Source organism: Ralstonia sp. 22111 (genome assembly GCF_052045895.1).
GTDB lineage: Bacteria > Pseudomonadota > Gammaproteobacteria > Burkholderiales > Burkholderiaceae > Ralstonia > Ralstonia wenshanensis.
In genome coordinates this window covers 192698-214430 of the sequence record NZ_JBQEPR010000009.1, presented here as the reverse complement: position 1 = coordinate 214430, position 21733 = coordinate 192698, and the positions used below count along the sequence as shown (strand labels likewise).

Sequence of the window (21733 nt, the reverse complement as noted above, 5' to 3'; positions counted from 1 at the left end):
ATGAAGCATGAGGCCAACTGTTGCGTGAACTTTGAGTGCAGCGGAGAAAGTGATTGAAAATAAAAAATAAATTCAGAAAGGCAAATATCTATATTTTTTTGACCTTCGTTGGAATGATTCCGTATTGGACTCTCAAAGAATCGCTTGGGACGGTTGCGTTCATTTCTGTCTATCTCGTGTATGCATTAATAATAAAGGTTGTTGCGGAGAAATTCGGAAGGGGGGTGATGTGAGCGCTGAAATTATCCGCGTAGGCGATTCCACGGACCATGGCGGCATCGTACTTAATGGCATTCCTAGCACTGACTTGGATGGCCGCCCGATGGCCGGGGTTGGCAACATGGTCTCGTGCCCAAAGTGCAGTGGTTCGTTCGCGATCGTGGAGGGGGCCGCGCACTATACCGTCAACGGCGTGCAGATCGCCTTGAGCGGCATGAAAACCGCCTGTGGTGCGGTACTGCTCGCCGGTAACCATCGTGCACAGGTTAATGGCTAACCCATGACCGCAACGCCCCAACTCGTTCTCTGATTATCAGCAGATGCCATTCACATCGAAGGCGGCTGGCCCACAGACGAAACAGCCAGCGTCCAATCCCGAGACGCAGAGGCGGTCTACCACGAGCGCCTCTCGCTGCCAGCATCTACATCACAACGAGCGCGCCACGGGCCAACAAGGAGCTCGGCCGCCTTCACGCTCTACACCTGGAACGGCGAGACGCTTACCTGGGAGGTCGTGATTCCAAGCCGCAATGCACTAGCAGACGCGCCAGCGCCCGCATGATTGCAATGCCGTCGGCACGCAACCGTTCACACCAAGGAATGCGGAGTCTGGTGAGATTTCGCGCCACTTCGTCGCGCCATCCGCCGAGGGACGCTTTCATGGGATACACCACACATGATCACCGTGCCCCCAACAACCGACACTCTGCCGACAATGCCAGCAGGTTCGGATCGCGCTCGCGATTGCGCTGCATCACCAGCACGATGTGCTGGCTGATCGCATAACGCGCGGCCAGCGGAATCAGTTGCACCTTGGGGCTGAAATCAGCCACGCGGCGCGGCAGCAACGCGTAGCCGATGCCGCCGCTCACGAGGTTCATGAGCGAGAAGATGTCGCCCACGCGCAGGGCAATCTGCGGCGCAAAGCCAGCCTTGTCGAAGGCTGCCATGAAATCGTGATACGTCGCAAAGTCGTCGCCGAGCGCGACGAACTTTTCGCTGCGCACGGATTGCAGGTCGATCTCCGCTGACGACGCATACGGCGAGCCGAGCGGCGCGGCAAACAGGATCTCGTCGTCGAACATCGGCACGGTCAGCAGGTCTGGATTGCGCAGCGGCTCTCCCAGTGCGATGACGATGGCGTCGAGCTGGCCGTCTTCCAGCTTGGCGAGCAGGCTGCGGTTCGAGCCCAGCGTGAGTTCGATGTCGAGTGCGGAGCGGCGCGTCTTCAGGCCCGCAAAGATGCGCGGCAACGTGCCGACCGTCATCGAATAGAGCCCGCCGATCTTCAGCGTCGTTGACGAGAACCCCGCCGCTTCGCGCGTGCGGCGCACACCGGCTTCGCACTCGGCAAGGATGCGCTCCACGTGTTCTGCGAACACATAGGCGGTCGACAGCGGAATCAGCTTGCGGCCATCGCGCTTGAACAGCGGGCAGCGCAAACCTTCCTCCAGCGAATGCAGCGCGCGATGCACGCTCACCGTGCTCTGCCCGAGCGCTTCCGACACGCGTGCCATGTTGCCCAGCGTCATGAACGACTGGAACACCTCGAGCTTCTTCAGGGTGATGTCTTCATCGATTGCCATGGCAGGGTCTCCTCCGGGCGCGTTCTGTCTGCGCGCTGCTATCAGAATCGGCCATTGTTTCATTAACTTCAAGTTAATGAAACCGCGCCTAGGTTGATTGAAGTGCACCTTTTTACAGCCTACGGTATAGGGCATCAAATCCATCAAGGCTGGAGACGCCACCCAATGCAACCGATGCCCAACCAATCGGCAAACGGGATCAACGCACCCATCCCGCCGCAATGGCGCCGGCGGCGCGACGAGAAGGAACGCCGCCTGACTGCAGCGCGCCGCATTGCCAACGGCAAGGTCATTCCCACTGGCGACATCGTCGCCGCGCTCGAAGCGCTGCTCGCCCCGCGCGACCGCGTCGTGCTGGAAGGCAACAACCAGAAGCAGGCGGATTTCCTCTCTCGCTCGCTGGCCAAGGTGAACCCCGAGCGCCTGCACGATCTGCACATGATCATGCCCAGCGTGAGCCGCGCAGAGCATCTCGACATTTTTGAAGCCGGCATCGCGCACAAGCTCGACTTCTCGTTTGCCGGGCCGCAAAGCCTGCGCATCAGCCAGTTGCTGGCCGACGGGCTGCTGGAAGTCGGCGCCATCCACACCTACATCGAGCTGTATGCACGGCTGGTGGTGGACCTGATCCCCAACGTGTCGCTGGTGGCCGGTTTCAAGGCCGACCGCGACGGCAACATCTACACCGGCCCGAGCACCGAAGACACGCCCGCGCTGGTCGAGCCCACTGCGTTTTCCGACGGCATCGTCATCGTGCAGGTCAACGAGATCGTCGATGACCCGGCCGACCTGCCGCGCGTCGACATTCCCGGCTCGTGGGTCGACTTCATCGTGCAGGCCGACAAGCCGTTCTACATCGAGCCGCTGTTCACGCGCGACCCGCGCCTCATCAAACCCGTGCACGTGCTGATGGCGATGATGGCCATTCGCGGCATCTACCAGCGGCACAACGTGCAGTCGCTCAACCACGGCATCGGCTTCAACACCGCTGCCATCGAGCTGATCCTGCCAACGTACGGCGAACGCCTGGGCCTCAAGGGCAAGATCTGCCGCAACTGGACGCTGAACCCGCATCCGACGTTGATTCCCGCCATTGAATCCGGCTGGGTGGAAAGCGTGCACTGCTTCGGCACCGAGCTGGGCATGGAGCGCTACGTGGCCGCGCGCCCCGATGTGTTCTTCACCGGCCGCGACGGCTCGCTGCGCTCGAACCGCATGCTGTGCCAGCTCGCCGGCCAATATGCGGTGGACCTCTTCATTGGCGCGACGCTGCAGGTGGATGGCGACGGGCATTCGTCCACCGTCACGCGCGGTCGGCTGGCCGGTTTTGGCGGCGCGCCCAACATGGGCCACGACCCGCGCGGCCGCCGCCACGCGACGCCTGCGTGGCTCGACATGACCGAACCCGTGACGATGCTCGAGCGCGGCAGGAAGCTCGTCGTGCAGATGGTCGAGACGTTCCAGGAAGGCGGCAAGCCGACCTTCGTCGACACGCTGGATGCAGTGGCCGTCGCCAAGCAAAGCGGCATGCCGCTGGCGCCCATCATGATCTACGGCGACGACGTCACCCACCTGCTGACCGAAGACGGTATCGCCTATCTCTACAAGGCACGTTCGCTGGAAGAGCGGCGCGCGATGATTGCAGCGGTGGCGGGCGTCACATCCATCGGCCTGCGGCATGACCCATCCAAGACCGAACAGATGCGCCGTGACGGCCTGATCGCCCTGCCGGAAGACCTTGACGTGCGCCGCAGCGATGCCAGCCGCGAGCTGCTCGCCGCCAAGAGCATCGCCGACTTGGTCGAATGGTCCGGCGGCCTGTACGACCCGCCTGCACGCTTCCGGAGCTGGTAATGGAGAAGACATTGCAACGGCCCCTGCCGGCCAGCCCGAGAGCACGCGCGAAGCGATTGGCCGCGCTGGTCGAGTCTGCCCTCATCGACGAGGTAACGCTGTCGCCCAAACCCGGTCTGGTGGATGTGCGTGGCAACGGCGCACATCACGATCTGGACTGGACGCTGATGGTGCATTCCGCCCAGACCCTGCGCCCCGCGTTTGAAGCCATGGCATTGGCTGGCGCGCAGATCGAAATGCAGGCCGGTACACAACTCGCGCTACGCGAGCGCATCGGCCGCCTCGGCCGCGAAGGCGAAGCGGCCATGCTTGATGCCACCGGCGGCATCAACACACACCGTGGTGCCATCTGGGCGCTCGGCCTGCTGGTCACGGCTGCAAGCCAAGCGCCGCATGCATTGGGCGCGGCCGCTGTTGCAAGCCGCGCGGCACGCCTGGCCAACATCCCGGATCGCTTTGCGCCTGTCTCCACTGGCCACAAGGGCGAGCGCGCCTGCAATGACTACGGCGTGGGCGGTGCGAAGGGCCAGGCCTGTGCCGGCTTTCCGCACGTGATCAAGGTCGCCCTGCCGGCGTTGCACCATGCGCGCGCTGCAGGCATTCGCGAAGACCATGCGCGCGTGGATGCATTGCTTGCCGTCATGGCTGCGCTGGACGACACCTGCGTGCTCGCACGCGGCGGCGCCAAGGCACTGCACATCGTGCAGACCGGCGCAACCACCGTACGCGCAGAAGGCGGCTTGGCCACAGCGCAAGGCCGCCTCGCTTTCCGTACGCTTGAACAAGACATGCTGGCGCTGCACGTGTCGCCCGGCGGCGCGGCCGACCTGCTGGCTGCAGCCCTCTTCCTCGACCGCCTGCCGACAGACGCGCGCGTAGCGTCCGACATCGAATCCGCTCATCAGGAAAACGAACATGGAGCAGCTTGATTTTCAGTTCACCGGCGGCGCACCCGCCGCGCGCCGTGCATATGCCGGCGTGGTCGGCTCGGGCGACCTTGAAGTGTTGCTGACGCCGGGCAACGCCGGCCAGATCGACGTGGCCATCACCACGTCCGTCAATGGCATGAGCGCGACGTGGCAGGCGCAACTTGCGCGTGTGTTCGGCTCGCACGCGTGGCCGGCGGCCAAGATCATCATCAACGACTTCGGCGCGACACCGGCCGTGGTGCGGTTGCGGCTTGAGCAGGCGCTTGAATCGCTTAACACGCTCGGGTCATAAGGAGAAGCCATGTCACGCAACCCGATTGAACGCGACAGCTTTATCGAACGCGACGCGCGCCGACGCGCCATTGCCCTGCTCGACCCCGACACCTTCCGTGAGCTGCTGGACCCGTTCGAGCAATTGACCTCGCCGTGGCTGCCGCGGCAGGGCATCGTCACGCAGGCCGACGATGGCGTGGTGGTGGCCCGCGGGACGCTGGGCGGGCAACCTGCGGTGGTGCTCGCCATTGAAGGCGCCTTCCAGGGCGGCAGCATGGGCGAGGTGTCCGGCGCCAAGATTGCCGGCGCGCTGGAGCTGGCGGCAGAAGACAACCGCAATGGCATTCCCACACGCGCCGTCATCGTCTTCGAAACCGGCGGCGTGCGACTGCAGGAAGCCAACCTGGGCCTTGCCGCCATTGCCGAGATCCACTCAGGCATCCGTGCGCTGCGCGAGTACGGACCGGTGATCGGCATCACCGCAGGCGTGGTCGGCTGCTTTGGCGGCATGAGCATCGCCGCGGGCCTGTGCAGCTACCTGCTGATGACGCGTGAGGCACGCCTCGGTCTCAACGGCCCGCAGGTCATCGAGCAGGAAGCCGGCATTGAAGAATACGACTCGCGCGATCGCCCCTTCATCTGGAGCCTGACCGGCGGCGAGCAACGCGCCGCCACCGGGCTGGCCGATGTCTGCATCGAAGACGATTCCGTCACGATCCGCGCGCAGGTGATCGAGTGGCTGCGCGCCGGCGCGCCAAAGCACCAGCGCAGCGAGCAGATCGATCACTACCTCGAACGCCTCAACGCCGTCGACACATCGCGCCAAGCCACGGCAGAAGATGTGCGCGCGCACTATGCAAAGGACGTCGCATGAGCCAGAACGATCTTTCCACGCGCGGCGCGACCTGGATGCGCGCGCTCGCCAACGGTACGCCGGTGCCGGGTTACGGCAGCACGCTGCAAGTCGTCGATGCCGCACTCGCGGGTCAGCCGGCGCGCTACATCGCTGTCGTGCCCGATGCCGAAAACCGCTTTCCTCGCGCACGCAACGGTGAAGTGGGCCTCATCGAAGGCTGGCAGCTTGCGCGTGCCGTGCGCGATGTGATGACAGCAGATGCCGCGCAGGAAAAGAAGCGCGCCATCGTCGCCGTCATTGATGTGGCAAGCCAAGCCTACGGGCGCCGCGAGGAGGCCTACGGCATCCACCTCGCCCTGGCTGCAGCGGCGGATGCCTACGCTGCCGCCCGCCTGGCCGGTCACCCCGTCATCGGCCTCATCGTCGGTCGCGCCATGTCGGGCGCCTTGCTGGCGCACGGCTACCAAGCCAATCGCCTGCTCGCCCTGGACGATGCCGACGTGATGGTGCACGCGATGGGCAAGGCCGCAGCGGCGCGCGTGACGCTGCGCTCGGTCGCCGACCTGGAACGCCTCGCGCAAGAGATTCCGCCCATGGCATACGACATCGCCAGCTTCGCGTCGCTCGGCTTGCTGTGGAAACTGCTGAAGGTCAAATCCGCCGACGCACCCGACGCCGGAGACGTCGACACCGTGCAGACCGCACTCGCCGCAGCACTGGCCAACATCGCGGCTGATCCATCGCGCGGCCTGGAAAGCCGCCTGGGCGCACCGCTGCGCAGCGCATCGTCAGAAGTCCGCAAACGCCTGCGCGAGCAATGGAACGCGCAGCCGGAAAGCGCATAACGAATAGGAAGCACATCACGGCGCGAACCTAAAGCACCAGATGGTGTGGCCGTGCCCTGCCCTACGCGGCGCCTTGAATTTCTGTAAGCGGGCGGAAAAAAGAAGGGGAACTGTTTGAGCGAAGCGAGTTTTCCCCTTCTCCGCCCGGTTATGGAAATTCAAGGAGGGGTTCGCCGCATCGGGCGCGCCTTTCTTTGCTTACTTTCTTTGGCAAGACAAAGAAAGTGAGTCAGCCCCGGCAGGGGATGAAACAAGGGATGCACCACCAACGCAATCAACGCAGGCAACGCAAAAAACCAGTCCTCACCCCTCGATCACCAAAACACCACACAACAGGCGACCCATCGCCGTTCCTTCAGGAGACAAAGACGTGATCATTTACGGTACAACCCTGCTGGCGCTATGTCATCTCGCCGGCCTCTTCCTGGGCGATCTGCTCGGCCAGGCCATCGGCGTGAAGGCCAATGTCGGCGGCGTGGGCATTGCCATGCTGCTGCTCATCTTCGCGCGGCTCTACCTGCACAGGCACGGGCTCATGCCCGCCGCCACCGAAGCGGGCGTCTCGTTCTGGGGCGCCATGTACATCCCGGTGGTAGTGGCCATGGCGGCCACGCAGAACGTGGTGACGGCACTGCGCGGCGGCCCCGTTGCGTTGCTCGGTGCCATCGGCGCGGTGATCGTGTGCGGTGTGTGCATCGCGGTCATCAACCGCACAGGCAACGCGGAAGACCGGCGCCCCCTGCCTCCGCTGCCTGAAACCGAACAAGCCCGCGCTTAAGGAGCCGCACCATGCTGTCAATGCTAGAGAAAGTTCTGCAGCACAACGGGCTGGTCGCGGCGTTCGCGCTGGTCGGCATCGTCATGGGCCTGTCGATGTGGGTGTCCAAGAAGCTGACGTTTGGGCGCGTGCACGGCTCAGCCATCGCCATCATGATCGGGCTCGTGCTCGCCTACTGGGGCGGCATGCAGACCGGTGGCGAACGCGGCCTGGCTGACCTGAAGCTGTTCGGCGGGATCGGCCTGATGGGCGGGGCCATGCTGCGCGACTTCGCCATCGTGGCCACGGCCTTTGAAGTGCAGGTGACTGAGGCACGCAAGGCGGGCATGATCGGCGCTATCTCGCTGCTGCTGGGCACGGTGCTGCCGTTCATCGTCGGCGCGTGTGTTGCCTACGCCTTCGGTTACACCGATCCGGTGAGCGTCACCACCATCGGCGCAGGTGCCGTCACGTACATCGTCGGGCCGGTGACCGGTGCAGCGCTGGGTGCCACCTCCGATGTGATGGCGCTGTCGATTGCCACGGGGCTCGTCAAGGCGATCCTGGTGATGGTCGGCACGCCATTCGCTGCCAAGGCGCTGGGCTTGAACAACCCGCGCGCGGCCATGGTGTTCGGCGGATTGGCGGGTACGGTCAGCGGGGTGTCGGCGGGTCTGGCGGCCACGGATCGGCGCCTGGTGCCTTACGGCTCGCTGGTGGCGACGTTCCATACGGGTATCGGCTGCCTGCTCGGGCCGTCGATCCTGTTCCTGGCTACGCAGGCATTGCTGCGATGACACCCACGCCGCTGCGCGCGCACGATCTGCTGTGGGTGTCGGAGATGCCAACAGCGACGGATGGCACTCCCCTGCCGGACTGGGCCATCACGGCATGCCGGCAAGGCGCGCCAGTCGTTGTGCGCCGGGCCCCGCGCGGCAGCGATGGTGCAGTGCCCGTCGGCCTGCGCGGCGGTGCGCGGCATGAACGCTGCGCAGCGACGGTGTTTGCCAGCAGCATCACGCGTGTGGTCTCGCCCGAGGCGCTGGCCGCCACAACGGCCTCCATCGCACCCGACGCGCCGTTTGCGGCGCTGCGCACCTTGCGTGCGCTTGCAACAAAATTCGACGCGCTGGGCTGGGCGTGGGGCCCGACCGGCGGTGCGGGCTTCGCGCTCGCCAGTGGCTTGCCGGTGCTGCATGCGGATAGCGATCTCGATCTCGTGCTGCGCATGCCGCATGCACCGTCGGCCGCGCAGCGCGATCAGCTCGTGCACGTGCTGACCGAAACCGAATGCCGCGTCGACCTGCAGATCGACACCGGGCGCGGTGGATTCGCGTGGCGCGACTGGTTGAACTCGCCCCGCCAGGCCTTGCTCAAGACCGATCACGGCCCACACTTGGTTGCGGACCCGTGGAGCGATCTCGTATGAGCGTGCTCTTCATGTTTCCTGGCCAGGGGAGCCAACGCGTGGGCATGCTGCATACGCTACCTGACGACCCGGCCGTGGCACAAACATTGAGCGAGGCGGGCGACGTGCTGAGCGTCGATCCGCTCACGCTCGACACCGCAGAGGCATTGCGGTCGACGGTGGCCGTGCAGCTCTGCCTGTTGATTGCCGGTGTGGCTGTGGCACGCACGTTGGCTCGGCAGGATGCGGGGCCGGACATGGTGGCGGGCCTATCGATTGGCGCGTGGCCTGCAGCCGTCATTGCAGGCGTGCTGGAATTCAGCGATGCGCTGTGTCTTGTACGCCTGCGCGGGCAACTCATGGAAGACGCGTACCCCAGCGGCTACGGCATGGCCGTCACGGCCGGACTGACTGAACCCGAGGTCGCCGCCATCGTGGCGCAGGTCAACTCGGCCGCAACGCCAGCCTATGTCGCCAACCTGAATGCGGAACGGCAGATTGTCGTGGCGGGCAGCGATGCGGCGCTCACGCAAGTCATGACGCGCGCGCATGCGGCGGGCGCATCGACGGCAACGCGGCTGTGCATGGCAGTGCCGTCGCACTGTCCTCTACTTGACGCACAGGCTGCCGAGCTGGCTACCGCCGCCGCAAAGGTCACGGCCCACACGCCGCAACTCACCTACGTCAGCAGCAGCCGCGCGCGAGCGCTATTCCGCGCAAACCTCATCGTTGAAGACCTGGCTTGGAACATGGCCCGGCCAGTGCTGTGGCATGACACGCTGCGGCATGCGCTTGAGCGTGGCGCACGGATGGCCGTGGAGATTGCGGGCAACGGTGCGCTGATGCGCCTCGCGCAGCCCGTCTTTGCGGGTGACGCGGTGCTGGATGCGAGCAATGGGCTCGATGCGGTGCGGGTGCGGATACAACGCCAGCGGCGTTTGGACAGCCGATAGCGGATAAAAGAAACGGAGCTTCGCGCCCCGTTTCCTTTTGCCCCTCGCCGCTTAAACGATTTCCCGCGTTTCCATGAACTGGATGTCCGGAAACCGCTCCTGCGTCAGCCGCAGGTTCACTTGGCTCGGCGCCAGGTACACGTAGTCGCCCGCACCGTCCAGCGCCACGTTGTGGCCGGCCTTGTCGATCAGCTTGTCGATATCTTCCTGCTTGCCGCGCAGCCAGCGGGCCGTGGAACACTCATGCGGTTCGAAGATGGCATCGACGCCGTACTCGTGCTCCAGGCGGTGCGCAACCACATCGAACTGCAGGATACCGACGGCGCCCAACACGAGGTCGTTCGAGGCCAGCGGGCGGAACATCTGCGTGGCGCCTTCTTCGGCCAGTTGCTGCAAACCCTTCTGCAACTGTTTGAGGCGCAGCGGGTTGTTCAGACGCGCGCGACGGAAGAACTCCGGCGCAAACGACGGGATGCCCGTGAACTTGAGCGCCTCGCCTTCCGTGAATGCATCGCCCAGCCGGATCGTGCCGTGGTTGGGCACGCCGATGATGTCGCCGGCGAACGCCTCTTCCGTGGTGTTGCGGTCCTGCGCCATGAACGTGATGGCGTTGTTGATGGCGACCGTCTTGCCCGTCGACACCTGCAGCAGCTTCATGCCGCGCTCGAAGCGGCCCGAGCACACACGCACAAAGGCGATGCGGTCACGGTGCTTCGGGTCCATGTTGGCCTGGATCTTGAAGACGAAGCCGGTGAACTTCTCTTCCATCGGCTTGACTTCGCGCGTCTCGGTGGGGCGCGCCAGTGGCTCGGGCGACTGGTCGACCAGCGCATCCAGCAACGACTGCACACCGAAGTTGTTCACCGCCGAGCCGAAGTACACCGGGCACTGCTTGCCGGCCAGGAACGCCTCTTTGTCGAACGTATGCGATGCGCCGCGCACGAGTTCGATATCGATGCGCAGTTCTTCGGCCTGCGAGCCCAGCACGCGATCCAGCTCCGGGTTGTCCAGGCCTTGAATCAGGCCGGCGGTGGCGCCCTTCTCGCTGTCGGCATTCGGATCGAACAGCTGGACCGTATCGTTCACGAGGTGATACACGCCCTTGAACGACTTGCCCATGCCGATCGGCCACGTCATCGGCGCGCACTGGATCTGCAGCACGCTTTCGATTTCATCGAGCAATTCGATGGGCGCGCGGCCTTCGCGGTCGAGCTTGTTGATGAACGTGAGGATGGGCGTGCTGCGCAGGCGGCAGACGTTGAGCAGCTTGATGGTCTGCGCTTCCACACCGTTGACGGAGTCGATCACCATCACGGCGGAGTCGACGGCCGTGAGCGTGCGGTACGTGTCTTCCGAGAAGTCTTCGTGGCCCGGGGTGTCGAGCAGGTTGACGATGTAGTCGCCGCCCTCGTTCCGGTACGGGAACTGCATCACCGACGACGTCACCGAGATACCGCGCTGCTTTTCCATCTCCATCCAGTCGGAGGTGGCGTGGCGGTTGGCCTTGCGCGCGCGCACGGCGCCGGCCATCTGGATGGCGCCGCCGAACCACAGCAGTTTCTCGGTCAGCGTGGTTTTACCCGCATCCGGGTGGGCAATGATGGCGAACGTCCGGCGGCGCCGGATCTCCTGCTGCAGCGTACTCACGGGCAAAAACCGAAAGGGAGAAGTGATGAATGCGCCCATGGCGTGGGCGCTGGCTGGCGGGGTCATCCCGGCGGCCGATGGACTGCCCGAACGGAGTTGTCAATCCGGGGCAGCCGAGATTGTACGCGATCGGCGCCCTTGCTTAAGATCGACTGATCCGAGCGGCAAACAGGGGAAACCCCCTAGGAACCGTCCCCCGGACGGAGGAGACCAACCCGTTGTGGGAATGCGCTGACAACCCTTTCGGAGTCGATGTTATCGAAGTTGTCATGAAGCTCCCGTATTGTGGAGGCCGTCGCGAAACCCGCCTTTGGGTACGCCGCGACGTCGAAAGAAGCAAAGAAGCAAGGAGTCCAACATCGTGCGTAGTCGAACCCCTGTCGATCCGGCAGTGCAACGCATCATCGAGACCACCCGCAAGGCGTGGCAACTCGACGAACAAAGCGTGCGCGCGGCGCGTCAGCAGCGTGCCGCCAATCGCCGCAAACGGATCAAAGCCCTGCCGCAGGACAGCCTGCAGGCACTCGCCGCACTGGCCCTGCAAGCTGAAATCTGGGCCGTGCGCAAGACCGTGGTGACGGTCGGCTAGCCGCGCAGTTCCTCACCGTGTCGAGGGCCACAGTCGTGGCCCTTTTCTTTTGGGCGTCATACGGCCGCGGGGTCGCATGAGAGGGGGCATGGCGGTTGCTTGTGATTGGCTGACATGACTCAGCTCAGGAGGCCGACATGACCGAACTGACCCCCAAGCCGCCCACCAGCAGCAATGGCACCAACGGCACACATGGCGCCAACGGTGCGACCATCACCACGCTGCATCCGCAGATCGATCACACCGCGCAGCGCGTCAAAGATGCCACGGCAGAAGGCATCGACCGGCTGGCGAGCGTTCTTTCCACGGCGCTCACGCAATTCGACAAACGCACCGAACAGTTGAAGAACCTGCACGCGAATGTCTCGGAACAGGCGAGCGGCTCCGTGCGCCAGCATCCGGTCATTACGATCGGCTTGGCGTTCGTGGCCGGAATGCTGCTGGAGCAGTTGACGCGGGATTGAGTTGGCGTCTCAGGGCTTAGCCGCTGTTGCGCGCGGGGGTTCGGGTTGCCCCCGTCCCGCCACTGGACAGATTTGCCGCCAGCGTTGGGTTGAGCAAGGCCGCCTGCGCGGCCGCGCCGGTCTGGCCTGACGCTTCGTACTGGCGGCTGCCGAATCGCAGCGCGTATTGCCGCGTGACCAGCGCCCCAAAGAAGAAGATCTGGGCGGAGTAATAGATCCACAGCATCAGCGCCACCACCGAACCCGCTGCCCCGTAAGACCACGCCACAGCGCTGTTGCCGAGATACAGGCCGATGAGGTGTTTGCCCAGGGTGAAGAGCAGCGCCGTGACGACGGCGCCCAGGGCTACGTCGCGCCAAGCCACGCGCGTTTCGGGCAGCATTTTGAAAATGGTGCCGAACAGCAGCGCAACGACGGCAAACGAGAACGCCGACGACAGCACCTGCGCCACCAGCAACGCAATGCCCGAAGTGGAACCCGCCCACAACGCGCCCCAAAAGCGCTCCACCACGGCCAGGGCCGCATTGATGGTGAGCGACACCAGCAGCAGAAACGCCAGCACGAGGATCAGGCTGAACGACAGCAGGCGCGAACGCAACAAGCCCCAGAGCCCTGCCTGTTGGCGCGGCGGCACCTCCCAGAGTTCATCCAGGCTGTCCTTGAGTTCGGAGAAGGCCGTCGTGGCGCCCACCAGCAATAGCGCGACGGCCGTGACCGCCGCGAAGAGGCCACTGCCCGAGCGCCGCGTGGCTGCGAGCACGGCCTCCACCGCAGAGGCACCCTGCGCGCCCACCAGCCCCTGGATCTGCCCGAAGATTTCGCCACGCGCCGCCTGTTCGCCAAAAAACAAGCCGGCAATGGAAATGACCAGCACCAGCACCGGTGCCATCGAGAACAACGTGTAGAACGACAACGCCGCGCCCTTGCTCGCAGCGCGGTGCGCAGACCACTGCCGCAGCGCCCCCATCAGCACTTGGGCAGAGCGCTTGAGCAGGTCGCGGTCGAAGAAGGCAGCCAGGCGCATGGGGGATCCTTGCAAAGCGACGCGGCCAGCGCTGTGCCGGCCTCGACCTTGAGCCTAGTCAGCGCACGGCACGCGCGCAAGCGCGACCGTGGCTGCGAGGAGTCTTGAGGGCTGACGCCCTCAGTCGTTACCGCTGCCCAGCAACCGGCTGATCAGAAAGCCTGCGCCGAACGCCAGGCCGATCGTCGCAAGCGGATGCGAACGCATGCAGTCCGCCGCGTCGCTCATCAAGCGCTGCTGCGAGGCGCGCCACTGATCGCGCTTGGCCGCGGCCTCGTCAAGTGCGGTGGCCGCAGCGTCGGCAGTGCGGTCGATGGCCTGTGCGGTGGTCGCCTTCACACGCTCGGCGGCTTGCGCCACGTCGCCGCGGATGAGGTTGCCATTGGCATCGGATTTGGGAAAAGGATTGGTTTGAGACGGTTCCATCAGTCGGTGCTCCTGGAGTTGCATGGCATCGTGAGAGCCGGGTTGAAAGCTGTACGCTTCATCCCGGCGTCATCCTCTGCCCGCGACCAGACCCCAGATGAGGCTGACCACAAACAGCACCACGAAAATCATGAAGAGAATCTTGGCAATGCTCGCTGCGCCGGCAGCGATGCCGCCAAACCCGAGCACGGCCGCAATCAGGGCGATGATGAAAAAGACGACTGCATAACGCAGCATGGTGACCTCCTGTGCAGTTGAGTGAGCTTGCCGCCATGGGGCGGATACCCCACTGGTTCAGCAAGCCGCGTACCGCGCCAGGATGTCGGGTTATGCCTCGGTGGCATGCGCGCGGCCGGAGCCCGCGCTGTTGCCGTCGCCGCCGTCGTCGGCGTTGCTGTTGCCGTATTCCTCCAGCCGGTTGTAGAGCGTCTTGAGGCTGATACCGAGCAGTTCAGCCGCGCGCTTTTTCACGCCGCCGCACTGTTCCAGCGTGGCGAGGATGATCTTCTTGTCGGCGCTCGCCAGTGAGGTGCCGACCGAAATCGTCAGCGTGGAACCGGACGAAACCTGCGTGCTCGACACCTGCAGCGGCACGTTGGCCGTATCGATGCCGGCGTCGTCCGACAGGATGTACGCGCGTTGCACGTAATTGCGCAGTTCGCGCACGTTGCCCGGCCAGTGATAACCGCGCAGCGTGTCCATGGCCGGCGGCAGGAATGCCTTCTTGGTATTGCTCTGCGCGTTGAGCTGATCCAGGAAATGCTGGGCCAGCAGCTCGACATCCTTGCCGCGCTCGCGCAGCGGCGGCAATTGCAACGGAAACACGTTCAGGCGGTGATACAAGTCGGCGCGCAGCTTGCCATCGGCCACGGCCTCTTCGGGGTCGCGGTTGGTGGCGGCAATCACGCGCACGTCGGAGTCGATTTCGCGATTGGTGCCCACGCGCATGAACACGCCGGTTTCCAGCACACGCAGCAGTTTCACCTGCAGCTCGATCGGCATCTCGGTAATTTCATCGAGGAACAGCGTGCCGCCGTTCGCGCGCTCGAAATAGCCTTTGTGCTGACGGTCTGCGCCGGTAAAGCTGCCGCGCTCGTGGCCGAACATTTCCGACTCGATCAGGTTGGGCGAAATGGCGCCGCAGTTGACCGGCAGGAACGGCTGCTTGCGACGCAGGCTGAGGTCGTGGATGGTCTGCGCGGCCAGTTCCTTGCCGGTGCCCGACTCGCCAATCAACAGCACGGTCGCCTCGGTGGGCGCCACGCGGCTGACCTGGTCATACAGCGTCTGCATCACCGTGGAATTGCCGAGCATCTGGCCGAAGAGGCCCAGGCGGCGCAGCTCGCCGCGCAGGTTGCCGATTTCGGCTTTCAGATCGCCGGGGCGCGGGATGCGCGCCAGTACGGATTTCAAGCGCTGGAAATTGACGGGCTTGACCAGGTAGTCGGCCGCGCCCATGCGCAGCGCCTCGACGGCGGTTTCCACACTGGCGTGGCCCGTCATGACGATGATCTCGGTGCCGGAGTGCGGCGCGATGTCTTCCATCAGGTCCATGCCATTGCCGTCGGGCAGGACAAGATCGATCAGCACGGCATCGGGGCTGTGACGCGACATCTGAATGCGCGCATCGCGCAGCGACCCGGCCAGCGCGGTGGTGAAGCCTTCGGCGCCCACCAGCTCACCTAGAGCGGCACGTGCGTTGGCATCGTCTTCGACAATCAGGATATGTGGCATCTCGATTTGGTTGGATGAACCGGTATGTGCCGGCAATCATGCATGGCGCAACGGTGCGCTGGGCGGCAGAACCGGCGGCATGTGCAAAAAGTATTCCATCCAATACAACCTCGGCGATGGCGTGCGAAAACCCGCGTTGGCAATGTTGGCGTCGGTAATTTTTACACGCACGCATGCAAGAAATGGAACGAATGCATCACACCACGGCGAGCCGTTGGTATCACGCACGAGTCAGCATAGTTGAGATGGTCGGCGCTTCGCCACCTGCGGGCTGAAATGGATACCTTACGCCGCTTTGAAATGTGAAACCCGCGCGGCATCTGCGTCTCAGGCCCGTTTCTTGTCAGCGTTTGGCCGACAGGATGGAAGAAACGTCAGCGCATGCCCGACATACAACGCGCTTGGGCGGACCTGATAATGGCTCAACTTTTCAACACAATGTGACGGGATGACGACGTACCCTGCCTTCCGAAGACTGCATCGCTGACGATGCAGCCGCTCGCCAGGACGTCCCCGTCGCAACCAACCACGAGGGAGCCATGTCCTTGAGCGAAGCCTTCGCCGACGAACGTGCAGTGACCGTTGGGCGCCTGAGCTATCCCCCTGCCCTGGCCGACTTTGACGACACCGAGCGCGTGCCGTCGGACGCCGAAGCATCCCCCGCCCAACCGATTGCCGAGCCGGATTTCGGCCACCTGTACGGCCGCTCGTCGGTGATGCGCGCGCTGTACGACCAGATTGGGAAGGTGTCAGGTACGCTGGCCACGGTGCTCATCATGGGCGAATCGGGTACGGGCAAGGAATTGATCGCGCGCACGGTGCACGACATGAGCCCGCGCGCAGACCAGGCCTTTATTGCGGTGAACTGCGGCGCCATCTCGCCCAACCTGATCGAGTCGGAATTGTTCGGCCACGAGAAGGGCAGCTTTACTGGCGCGGCCCAACGTCATATCGGCTATTTCGAACATGCCTGCGGCGGCACGATCTTCCTCGATGAAATTACCGAGATGCCGGTCGAGATGCAGGTCAAGCTGCTGCGCGTGCTGGAGACCGGCGTGTTCATGCGGGTGGGCGGCACCGAGCCGATCCAGACGCGTGCGCGCATCATCGCGGCCACCAACCGCAACCTGCTGGAAGCGGTGAGTGAAGGTGCCTTTCGCGAAGATCTGATGTATCGCTTGGCCGTGGTGCCGCTGCAGGTACCGCCGCTGCGCGATCGCGAAGACGATATCGAAGAGCTGGCCTTGCACTTCCTTGCCCAGTTCAACGCTGCGCACCAGACCGACAAGGTGTTTTCCCGCCAAGCTCTGGCGTCGCTGCGTGGCCAGCCTTGGCCTGGCAATGTGCGTGAGTTGCGCAACGCTGTGCAACGCGGCTACATCCTCGGCGAGAAAACCGTCGAACTGGCTGCGCCACTGGCGCCCGCACGCGGCCCCGCGCGTCCGACCGTCAAGGAAGGTGTGCTCAGCCTGTCCGTAGGCGTGACGCTGGCCGATGCGCAGCGCGCAATGATCCTGGCCACGCTGGAGCATTTTCATGGCGACAAGCGCCAAGCCGCCAAGACGCTCGGTGTCAGCCTGAAGACGCTGTACAACCGCCTCGACCTCTACCAAAGCACCGCGGCCGCCGCCATGGCGGCTTGACCGCGCGCTTTCAAGCTCAAACGCCCCCGCTCTGACGCACCCGCCGCATCCGCGCTGACGTTCTAGCGCGGATGCGCGTGCGCGCGTTCGCCTGGATGCTCGTGGCGACGGCGCTCCTGCGGTTCCGGCGTCGGCCGGCGCGGAGTGGGTTCGGTCTCCGCGCGGGCGCGCGGGCCCGTGCGGACGGCGGTGGTGAGTGTTATCGGCATGGCGAGCCTTCCCTTTCAACGTTACTGACCTTGCTTCGAGCTACCGGGGTAGGAATTCCCTGTGGTCGTTGCGGCCTCATTGCCTCCGGCCTGCACGCCCGAGTGCGACATGTCGCCCGCGCTGTTGGTACCGCCCGGCACGGTCGAATTCGATTTCGATTTCTTGTGATGGCGATGCTTCTTGTGCATCGGCTTGCTGGTGTCACTGCCACTACCCGCGGCGGGGGCCGCGTCGTTGCCGGGCATCGCTGTATTGGCCGTGCGATCGGCAGTCGAAGACGGCGGATCGGTGCGCTTGCCCGTCGCCTTGGTGGGGTTGCTGGATTCCTGGTTGTCGACCGGTGCGGTCGTCGTCTGGGCGACGGCCGTGCCGATGCCAAGCCCGAAGATGGCGCTGGCGAGGGCAGCGGTCAGGAAACGTGTTCGCATGTGGTTTCTCCTGGGATGTGATGTGCGGTAAGAAGGCAGATGGAAGCGCACTGCGGCGCGTCTCCCGCCCTCCAGCGCAGCAACGCATGTACCTGCGTTGCCACGGCTCTGCGTCTGCCGGCCCACTCTGCAACCACCTCCAGTGCTGTCATGTGCCGGCAACAATGCGCATATAAAAACGACATGACCATGTAGAAACGGCGTGCCAGCCGTCCGTAAAGCCTTGTGGCGACTGGCTTTGTTGACATGGCATACCCTTTGCATCGATGCGGTGACCGGTCGACGGAAATGTCGACGCCCACTCACCAAAGGAGGCAAGGCGAATGGTCAAGGCCGCTCTGGAAATGCGTGCGAAGCAGCATCTCGCGCTCACGCCGCGACTGCAGCAATCCGTCAAGCTGCTGCAGTTGTCTGCAACCGAATTTGCGCAGGAAATGCAAGAAGCGCTCGCAAGCAATCCGTTCCTGGAAGAGGTCGAGCAAGAAGCGGGGGCGCAGCCCGATGCGGCACGCACCGGCGACATTGCCATTGCGCCCGATCTCGACGGCGCCGCGGCCGACCACACGCCTGCAGACGATGCCCCGCTGGAGACCACCACCAGCGCCATTGAAACCGACGCGACGCTGGCCGCATCGGAAGATTTCCCGACCGACTTCAGCACCTACTACAGCCACGGCGGCGCCCACCATGGCGACGGTGAAGACAGCGACATCGGCGAATGGGTCCACTCCACGCCGAGCTTGCGCGAACATCTGCATCAGGAGTTGCGCAGCTATCGCCTGTCTGAGCGCGACTGCCTCCTCGCACAGACGCTGATTGAAGCGCTGGACGACGACGGTTACCTGCGCCAGTTGCTCTCCGAGCTGATTCCGCTCGCGCCGGTGGAGCCGCCGCCCACCGAAAAGGAGATGCAGATTGCGCTGGCGCTCGTGCAGAGCCTGGACCCGCCGGGCGTGGCTGCGCGTGATCTGGCGGAGTGTCTGCGCCTGCAGATCGAAGCCCGCCCCGCCGACACCGAAGCCGAAGAACGCATCCAGGAGATCGCGCAAGACATCGTGCGCAGCCACCTGCCCCGATTGGCCAAGCGCGAATTCACGCAGATGCGTCGCGCGCTCGCCTGTACCGAAGAGGAGTTGCGCGACGCCTGCGCACTGATCCGCATGCTGGACCCGCGCCCGGGGCTGCGCTTTTCGCAGGCCCATGCGGGCTACATCGTGCCGGACGTGATCGTCACCAAGATCAAGGGCAAGTGGGTTGCCCTGACGAACCCGGCGGTGGCGCCGTGCGCGCGCGTCAACAAGGTCTACGCAGAGCTGTTTGCTCAGACACGGGGCCACAATCGCACGCCGCTGGCGCACCAACTGCAGGAAGCACGCTGGCTGATCCGCAATGCGCAACAACGCTTTGCCACGATCCAGCGCGTGGCCGAGGCGATCGTCGCGCACCAGAAGCACTTCCTGGAATACGGGGAGGTGGCCATGAAGCCGCTGGTGCTGCGTGACGTGGCTGAAGAGCTGGGACTGCACGAATCGACCATCTCGCGCGCCACGGGCAACAAGTACATGGCCACGCCGCGCGGCATCTTCGAGTTCAAGTACTTCTTCTCGCGCCAACTGGCCACCGACACCGGCGGCGCATGCTCGGCCGCGTCGGTGCGGGCGTTGCTCAAGGAGATGATCGAAGCCGAAGATTCGGACGCGCCGCTCTCCGATGTGTCGCTCGCCAAGATGCTGGCCGAGCAGGGCGTGATCGTTGCGCGCCGCACCGTGGCCAAGTATCGCGGGCTGATGCGCATTGCGCCGGCCGAAATGCGGCGCCAGGTCTGACGCGCCCGCCACCGACAGGAGCCCCGTGCGCAAGCTTCCCACCGATCACGACTCGCCGCACCGCGTCGACGATGCGATGACCGCGTCATTGCATCTGGCCGACGTGACGATGTTCTGGGCGGCGGAAAGCGGTGGCGTCAAACGCTACCTGCGCGCCAAGCACGACTTCCTGCGCTCCACGCACTGGCGGCACACGCTGGTCGTGCCCGGCACAGCTGACGACGCAAGCAACGAGATCGCCGTGGTACCAGGCGTGCCGCTGCCCCTGTCGCATGGTTATCGCATTCCGTTGCGGACCGGGCCGGCCATGCGGGCGCTGTGTGCGCTGTCGCCGGACCTGATTGAAGCCGGCGATCCTTATCGGCTGTCGTGGGCGGCGGTGCAGGCCGGCGCGCAACTGCAGGTGCCGGTAGCGGCCTTCTATCACTCCGATCTGCCTGCGTTCTTCCGCCGACTGGGCGGACCGCCCGCAGAGCTGGCCGCAGCGGCGTACGCCCGCAAGCTGTATCCGCACTTCGATACGGTGTTCGTGCCCAGCCGCTACATCGCGCAAAAGGTGGCTGACCTGGGCGTCCAACGCATTGAACTGCAACCGTTGGGCGTGGACACGCGCCTGTTCCACCCAGCGCGGCGCTCGCTGCGTTGGCGCGAACAGCTTGACCTGCCGCGCGATGCACGCGTACTGCTGTACGTCGGCCGCTATGCACCCGAGAAAAATCTGCACGTGCTGTGTGATGCAGTGGACAAGCTCGACGACGGCAGCGTGCTCGTCACCATCGGTTCGGGTCCGACACCGCCACGTGGCAAATACGTGCGCGCGCTCGCTTATGAAGGCGATCCGCAGCACCTGGCCGCGGCCATGGCGAGTGCCGATGCGTTTGTGCACGCGGGCGATCAGGAAACCTTTGGCCTCGTCGCGCTGGAAGCGATGGCCAGCGGCGTCCCGGTCGTCACCTGCGCGGCCGGCGGCTTGAGCGAGCTGGTGAACGAGCGCGTGGGCTATGCCGTGCCGCGTTGCCGCGCCGACGATTTCGCCCAGGCGCTTCAGGCGCTGCGCCAACGCGATCCGGTGGAACTGGCGCACGCGGCGCGACGCCACGCCATGCGATACGACTGGCGGGCCGTGCTGCCGCAACTGATGCAACGCTATCTGATGCTGCTGGGCCGACAAACCGGCACCACTGCGGAAACCACCACCCCACAACCGGCTCGCGAGCGCGTGCGTGCATCGCGCGGCCGGTAGCCCCGACCGATCCTGTTCATCATGTCGCGCCATCTCATTCTTGCCATGCACGATGTCACGCCGGCCACCTGGCCTGCGTGCAAGGTGTTGCTCTCTGCGTTGGATGAGGTGGCGCGCGTACCAAAGTCTCTGCTGGTCATTCCGAACTTTTATCGCGGCCCCACCGCACGCAGCAGCGAGCGCTTCTGCCGCGTCATGAGCGAATGCCTGGCCGAGGGCGATGAGCTTGTCCTGCACGGCTATGCGCACCTGGACGACCAGCCCCCCGGCGGCGTGATCGACCAATTGATCCGCACGCGCTATACCGCCGGCGAAGGCGAATTCTCTGCGATCCCGCTGGCAGCGGCGCGTGCGCGCATTGAAGCCGGCGCCGCATGGTTTGCCGCCAACGGTTGGCCGCTACATGGCTTCGTCGCCCCGGCGTGGCTGATGAACCCCGCCACCTGGGAGGCGCTCGACGGACTGCCGCTGCGCTATACGACCACGCTGCAGCGTTTCTTTTTGCTGCACCCCCGGCGCCCGCTGAAGGCGCCGTGTCTGACATACAGCGTGCGTTCGCCGGCGCGCCGGCTGGTGTCGCGGTATTACCTGCGCTGGCTGGCGCAGCAACACGCAGAGGCACCACTGGTGCGTCTTGGCCTGCATCCGGCAGACGCGGCGCATCCGGACGTCATTCGCCATTGGCAAGAGCTGCTCGCCGCGTGCCTGGAGACGCGCACGCCCGTCACGAAGAACGGCTTTGCGCAGGTGCTGGCCCAGGCGTGGATGGGCGGCCCGGAAACCGCCGTCGCCGGGCACGCACAAACATCGTATTGAGCG

At 64.6% G+C, this 21733-nt stretch carries 23 protein-coding genes; 16 read left to right on the top strand and 7 right to left on the bottom strand.

All coding sequences use genetic code 11. The features are described from left to right. Window positions 1-229: 229 nt before the first annotated feature. Window positions 230-496: a PAAR domain-containing protein gene (locus ACTJK4_RS21070; protein WP_322018239.1), complete on the top strand. Its 267-nt coding sequence runs from the start codon at window positions 230-232 to the stop codon at window positions 494-496. A gap of 403 nt (window positions 497-899) precedes the next feature. On the opposite strand, the gene ACTJK4_RS21065 is transcribed toward ACTJK4_RS21070, so the two are convergent. Then, the gene (locus tag ACTJK4_RS21065) at window positions 900-1805 is read right to left on the bottom strand and encodes a LysR substrate-binding domain-containing protein (RefSeq protein WP_414563269.1); all 906 of its coding nucleotides are present in this window, start codon (window positions 1803-1805) and stop codon (window positions 900-902) included. Between the two features lie 165 nt (window positions 1806-1970). Between ACTJK4_RS21065 and mdcA the strand changes: the two genes are divergently transcribed. The 9 genes from mdcA (at window position 1971) to mdcH (ending at window position 9680) form a co-directional block, all read left to right on the top strand. After that, window positions 1971-3659, top strand: coding sequence for a malonate decarboxylase subunit alpha (gene mdcA, locus ACTJK4_RS21060; protein WP_232038840.1), 1689 nt, complete (start codon window positions 1971-1973; stop codon window positions 3657-3659). Then, complete coding sequence (locus ACTJK4_RS21055) at window positions 3659-4588, top strand: triphosphoribosyl-dephospho-CoA synthase (protein WP_440818842.1); 930 nt, start codon at window positions 3659-3661, stop codon at window positions 4586-4588. Before mdcA ends, ACTJK4_RS21055 begins: the two co-directional genes overlap by 1 nt. Further along, window positions 4575-4880, top strand: a complete 306-nt coding sequence (locus ACTJK4_RS21050) for a malonate decarboxylase subunit delta (protein WP_012430898.1) — start codon at window positions 4575-4577, stop codon at window positions 4878-4880. Before ACTJK4_RS21055 ends, ACTJK4_RS21050 begins: the two co-directional genes overlap by 14 nt. A 9-nt stretch (window positions 4881-4889) precedes the next feature. Then, window positions 4890-5735 carry a biotin-independent malonate decarboxylase subunit beta gene (locus tag ACTJK4_RS21045; protein WP_440818841.1) on the top strand — a complete coding sequence of 282 codons (846 nt, stop codon included), beginning with the start codon at window positions 4890-4892 and terminating at the stop codon, window positions 5733-5735. Continuing rightward, complete coding sequence (mdcE, locus tag ACTJK4_RS21040) at window positions 5732-6562, top strand: biotin-independent malonate decarboxylase subunit gamma (RefSeq protein WP_414563274.1); 831 nt, start codon at window positions 5732-5734, stop codon at window positions 6560-6562. Before ACTJK4_RS21045 ends, mdcE begins: the two co-directional genes overlap by 4 nt. 370 nt (window positions 6563-6932) lie before the next feature. Further along, window positions 6933-7340, top strand: coding sequence for a malonate transporter subunit MadL (gene madL / locus ACTJK4_RS21035; protein ID WP_232038836.1), 408 nt, complete (start codon window positions 6933-6935; stop codon window positions 7338-7340). A gap of 11 nt (window positions 7341-7351) precedes the next feature. Further along, window positions 7352-8116 carry a malonate transporter subunit MadM gene (madM, locus tag ACTJK4_RS21030; RefSeq protein WP_232038835.1) on the top strand — a complete coding sequence of 255 codons (765 nt, stop codon included), beginning with the start codon at window positions 7352-7354 and terminating at the stop codon, window positions 8114-8116. After that, the gene (locus ACTJK4_RS21025) at window positions 8113-8748 is read left to right on the top strand and encodes a malonate decarboxylase holo-ACP synthase (RefSeq protein ID WP_440818840.1); all 636 of its coding nucleotides are present in this window, start codon (window positions 8113-8115) and stop codon (window positions 8746-8748) included. The genes madM and ACTJK4_RS21025 overlap by 4 nt, the downstream gene beginning before the upstream one ends. Further along, window positions 8745-9680 (top strand): malonate decarboxylase subunit epsilon, encoded by a 936-nt coding sequence (gene mdcH / locus ACTJK4_RS21020; protein ID WP_440818839.1) that lies wholly within the window; start codon window positions 8745-8747, stop codon window positions 9678-9680. Before ACTJK4_RS21025 ends, mdcH begins: the two co-directional genes overlap by 4 nt. A 51-nt stretch (window positions 9681-9731) precedes the next feature. Here mdcH and ACTJK4_RS21015 read toward each other — a convergent pair whose 3' ends face one another. Beyond that, window positions 9732-11327 carry a peptide chain release factor 3 gene (locus ACTJK4_RS21015; RefSeq protein ID WP_004632461.1) on the bottom strand — a complete coding sequence of 532 codons (1596 nt, stop codon included), beginning with the start codon at window positions 11325-11327 and terminating at the stop codon, window positions 9732-9734. Between the two features lie 361 nt (window positions 11328-11688). On the opposite strand from ACTJK4_RS21015, the gene ACTJK4_RS21010 reads away from it, so the two are divergent. Together ACTJK4_RS21010 and ACTJK4_RS21005 are read left to right on the top strand one after the other, a co-directional pair. Then, a complete protein-coding gene (locus tag ACTJK4_RS21010; RefSeq protein WP_232038831.1) occupies window positions 11689-11916 on the top strand; it encodes a hypothetical protein in 228 nt (75 codons plus the stop codon). Window positions 11917-12053: 137 nt separating this feature from the next. Further along, window positions 12054-12380: a hypothetical protein gene (locus tag ACTJK4_RS21005; protein ID WP_232038830.1), complete on the top strand. Its 327-nt coding sequence runs from the start codon at window positions 12054-12056 to the stop codon at window positions 12378-12380. A gap of 16 nt (window positions 12381-12396) precedes the next feature. On the opposite strand, the gene ACTJK4_RS21000 is transcribed toward ACTJK4_RS21005, so the two are convergent. The 4 genes from ACTJK4_RS21000 to ACTJK4_RS20985 form a co-directional block, all read right to left on the bottom strand. Then, window positions 12397-13404 (bottom strand): YihY/virulence factor BrkB family protein, encoded by a 1008-nt coding sequence (locus ACTJK4_RS21000; RefSeq protein ID WP_440077700.1) that lies wholly within the window; start codon window positions 13402-13404, stop codon window positions 12397-12399. A 120-nt stretch (window positions 13405-13524) separates the two neighbouring features. Next, window positions 13525-13830, bottom strand: a complete 306-nt coding sequence (locus ACTJK4_RS20995) for a hypothetical protein (RefSeq protein ID WP_045205628.1) — start codon at window positions 13828-13830, stop codon at window positions 13525-13527. A 69-nt stretch (window positions 13831-13899) separates the two neighbouring features. Then, the gene (locus tag ACTJK4_RS20990) at window positions 13900-14067 is read right to left on the bottom strand and encodes a DUF1328 domain-containing protein (RefSeq protein ID WP_004632450.1); all 168 of its coding nucleotides are present in this window, start codon (window positions 14065-14067) and stop codon (window positions 13900-13902) included. Between the two features lie 90 nt (window positions 14068-14157). Then, on the bottom strand, window positions 14158-15564 hold the full coding sequence (locus tag ACTJK4_RS20985; RefSeq protein ID WP_045205627.1) for a sigma-54-dependent transcriptional regulator: 1407 nt from the start codon (window positions 15562-15564) through the stop codon (window positions 14158-14160). A 539-nt stretch (window positions 15565-16103) separates the two neighbouring features. Here ACTJK4_RS20985 and ACTJK4_RS20980 point away from each other — a divergent pair. Continuing rightward, the gene (locus ACTJK4_RS20980; RefSeq protein ID WP_260801100.1) at window positions 16104-17207 is read left to right on the top strand and encodes a sigma-54 interaction domain-containing protein; all 1104 of its coding nucleotides are present in this window, start codon (window positions 16104-16106) and stop codon (window positions 17205-17207) included. 230 nt (window positions 17208-17437) lie between these two features. Here the strand turns inward: ACTJK4_RS20980 and ACTJK4_RS20975 are convergent, their stop codons facing one another. Beyond that, complete coding sequence (locus ACTJK4_RS20975; protein ID WP_316879714.1) at window positions 17438-17845, bottom strand: hypothetical protein; 408 nt, start codon at window positions 17843-17845, stop codon at window positions 17438-17440. 323 nt (window positions 17846-18168) lie between these two features. Here ACTJK4_RS20975 and ACTJK4_RS20970 point away from each other — a divergent pair, with 323 nt between their 5' ends. Genes ACTJK4_RS20970 through ACTJK4_RS20960 form a run of 3 tightly spaced genes read left to right on the top strand, consistent with a single transcriptional unit; the run spans window position 18169 to window position 21730 of the window. After that, on the top strand, window positions 18169-19671 hold the full coding sequence (locus ACTJK4_RS20970; RefSeq protein ID WP_260801102.1) for an RNA polymerase factor sigma-54: 1503 nt from the start codon (window positions 18169-18171) through the stop codon (window positions 19669-19671). A gap of 25 nt (window positions 19672-19696) precedes the next feature. Then, window positions 19697-20914, top strand: coding sequence for a glycosyltransferase (locus ACTJK4_RS20965; protein WP_440818838.1), 1218 nt, complete (start codon window positions 19697-19699; stop codon window positions 20912-20914). A 21-nt stretch (window positions 20915-20935) separates the two neighbouring features. Further along, entirely contained in the window at window positions 20936-21730 is a 795-nt protein-coding gene (locus ACTJK4_RS20960; RefSeq protein ID WP_316879711.1) for a DUF2334 domain-containing protein, read from the top strand. Window positions 21731-21733: the final 3 nt, after the last annotated feature.

What these genes read in the sequence shown, in the direction of transcription:
- ACTJK4_RS21065 (WP_414563269.1), bottom strand. Translation starts at nt 1,805, where the DNA reads ATGGCAATCGATGAAGACATCACCCTGAAGAAGCTCGAGGTGTTCCAG.
- mdcA (WP_232038840.1), top strand. Translation starts at nt 1,971, where the DNA reads ATGCAACCGATGCCCAACCAATCGGCAAACGGGATCAACGCACCCATC.
- ACTJK4_RS21055 (WP_440818842.1), top strand. Translation starts at nt 3,659, where the DNA reads ATGGAGAAGACATTGCAACGGCCCCTGCCGGCCAGCCCGAGAGCACGC.
- ACTJK4_RS21050 (WP_012430898.1), top strand. Translation starts at nt 4,575, where the DNA reads ATGGAGCAGCTTGATTTTCAGTTCACCGGCGGCGCACCCGCCGCGCGC.
- ACTJK4_RS21045 (WP_440818841.1), top strand. Translation starts at nt 4,890, where the DNA reads ATGTCACGCAACCCGATTGAACGCGACAGCTTTATCGAACGCGACGCG.
- mdcE (WP_414563274.1), top strand. Translation starts at nt 5,732, where the DNA reads ATGAGCCAGAACGATCTTTCCACGCGCGGCGCGACCTGGATGCGCGCG.
- madM (WP_232038835.1), top strand. Translation starts at nt 7,352, where the DNA reads ATGCTGTCAATGCTAGAGAAAGTTCTGCAGCACAACGGGCTGGTCGCG.
- ACTJK4_RS21025 (WP_440818840.1), top strand. Translation starts at nt 8,113, where the DNA reads ATGACACCCACGCCGCTGCGCGCGCACGATCTGCTGTGGGTGTCGGAG.
- mdcH (WP_440818839.1), top strand. Translation starts at nt 8,745, where the DNA reads ATGAGCGTGCTCTTCATGTTTCCTGGCCAGGGGAGCCAACGCGTGGGC.
- ACTJK4_RS21005 (WP_232038830.1), top strand. Translation starts at nt 12,054, where the DNA reads ATGACCGAACTGACCCCCAAGCCGCCCACCAGCAGCAATGGCACCAAC.
- ACTJK4_RS21000 (WP_440077700.1), bottom strand. Translation starts at nt 13,404, where the DNA reads ATGCGCCTGGCTGCCTTCTTCGACCGCGACCTGCTCAAGCGCTCTGCC.
- ACTJK4_RS20995 (WP_045205628.1), bottom strand. Translation starts at nt 13,830, where the DNA reads ATGGAACCGTCTCAAACCAATCCTTTTCCCAAATCCGATGCCAATGGC.
- ACTJK4_RS20990 (WP_004632450.1), bottom strand. Translation starts at nt 14,067, where the DNA reads ATGCTGCGTTATGCAGTCGTCTTTTTCATCATCGCCCTGATTGCGGCC.
- ACTJK4_RS20985 (WP_045205627.1), bottom strand. Translation starts at nt 15,564, where the DNA reads ATGCCACATATCCTGATTGTCGAAGACGATGCCAACGCACGTGCCGCT.
- ACTJK4_RS20980 (WP_260801100.1), top strand. Translation starts at nt 16,104, where the DNA reads ATGTCCTTGAGCGAAGCCTTCGCCGACGAACGTGCAGTGACCGTTGGG.
- ACTJK4_RS20975 (WP_316879714.1), bottom strand. Translation starts at nt 17,845, where the DNA reads ATGCGAACACGTTTCCTGACCGCTGCCCTCGCCAGCGCCATCTTCGGG.
- ACTJK4_RS20970 (WP_260801102.1), top strand. Translation starts at nt 18,169, where the DNA reads ATGGTCAAGGCCGCTCTGGAAATGCGTGCGAAGCAGCATCTCGCGCTC.
- ACTJK4_RS20960 (WP_316879711.1), top strand. Translation starts at nt 20,936, where the DNA reads ATGTCGCGCCATCTCATTCTTGCCATGCACGATGTCACGCCGGCCACC.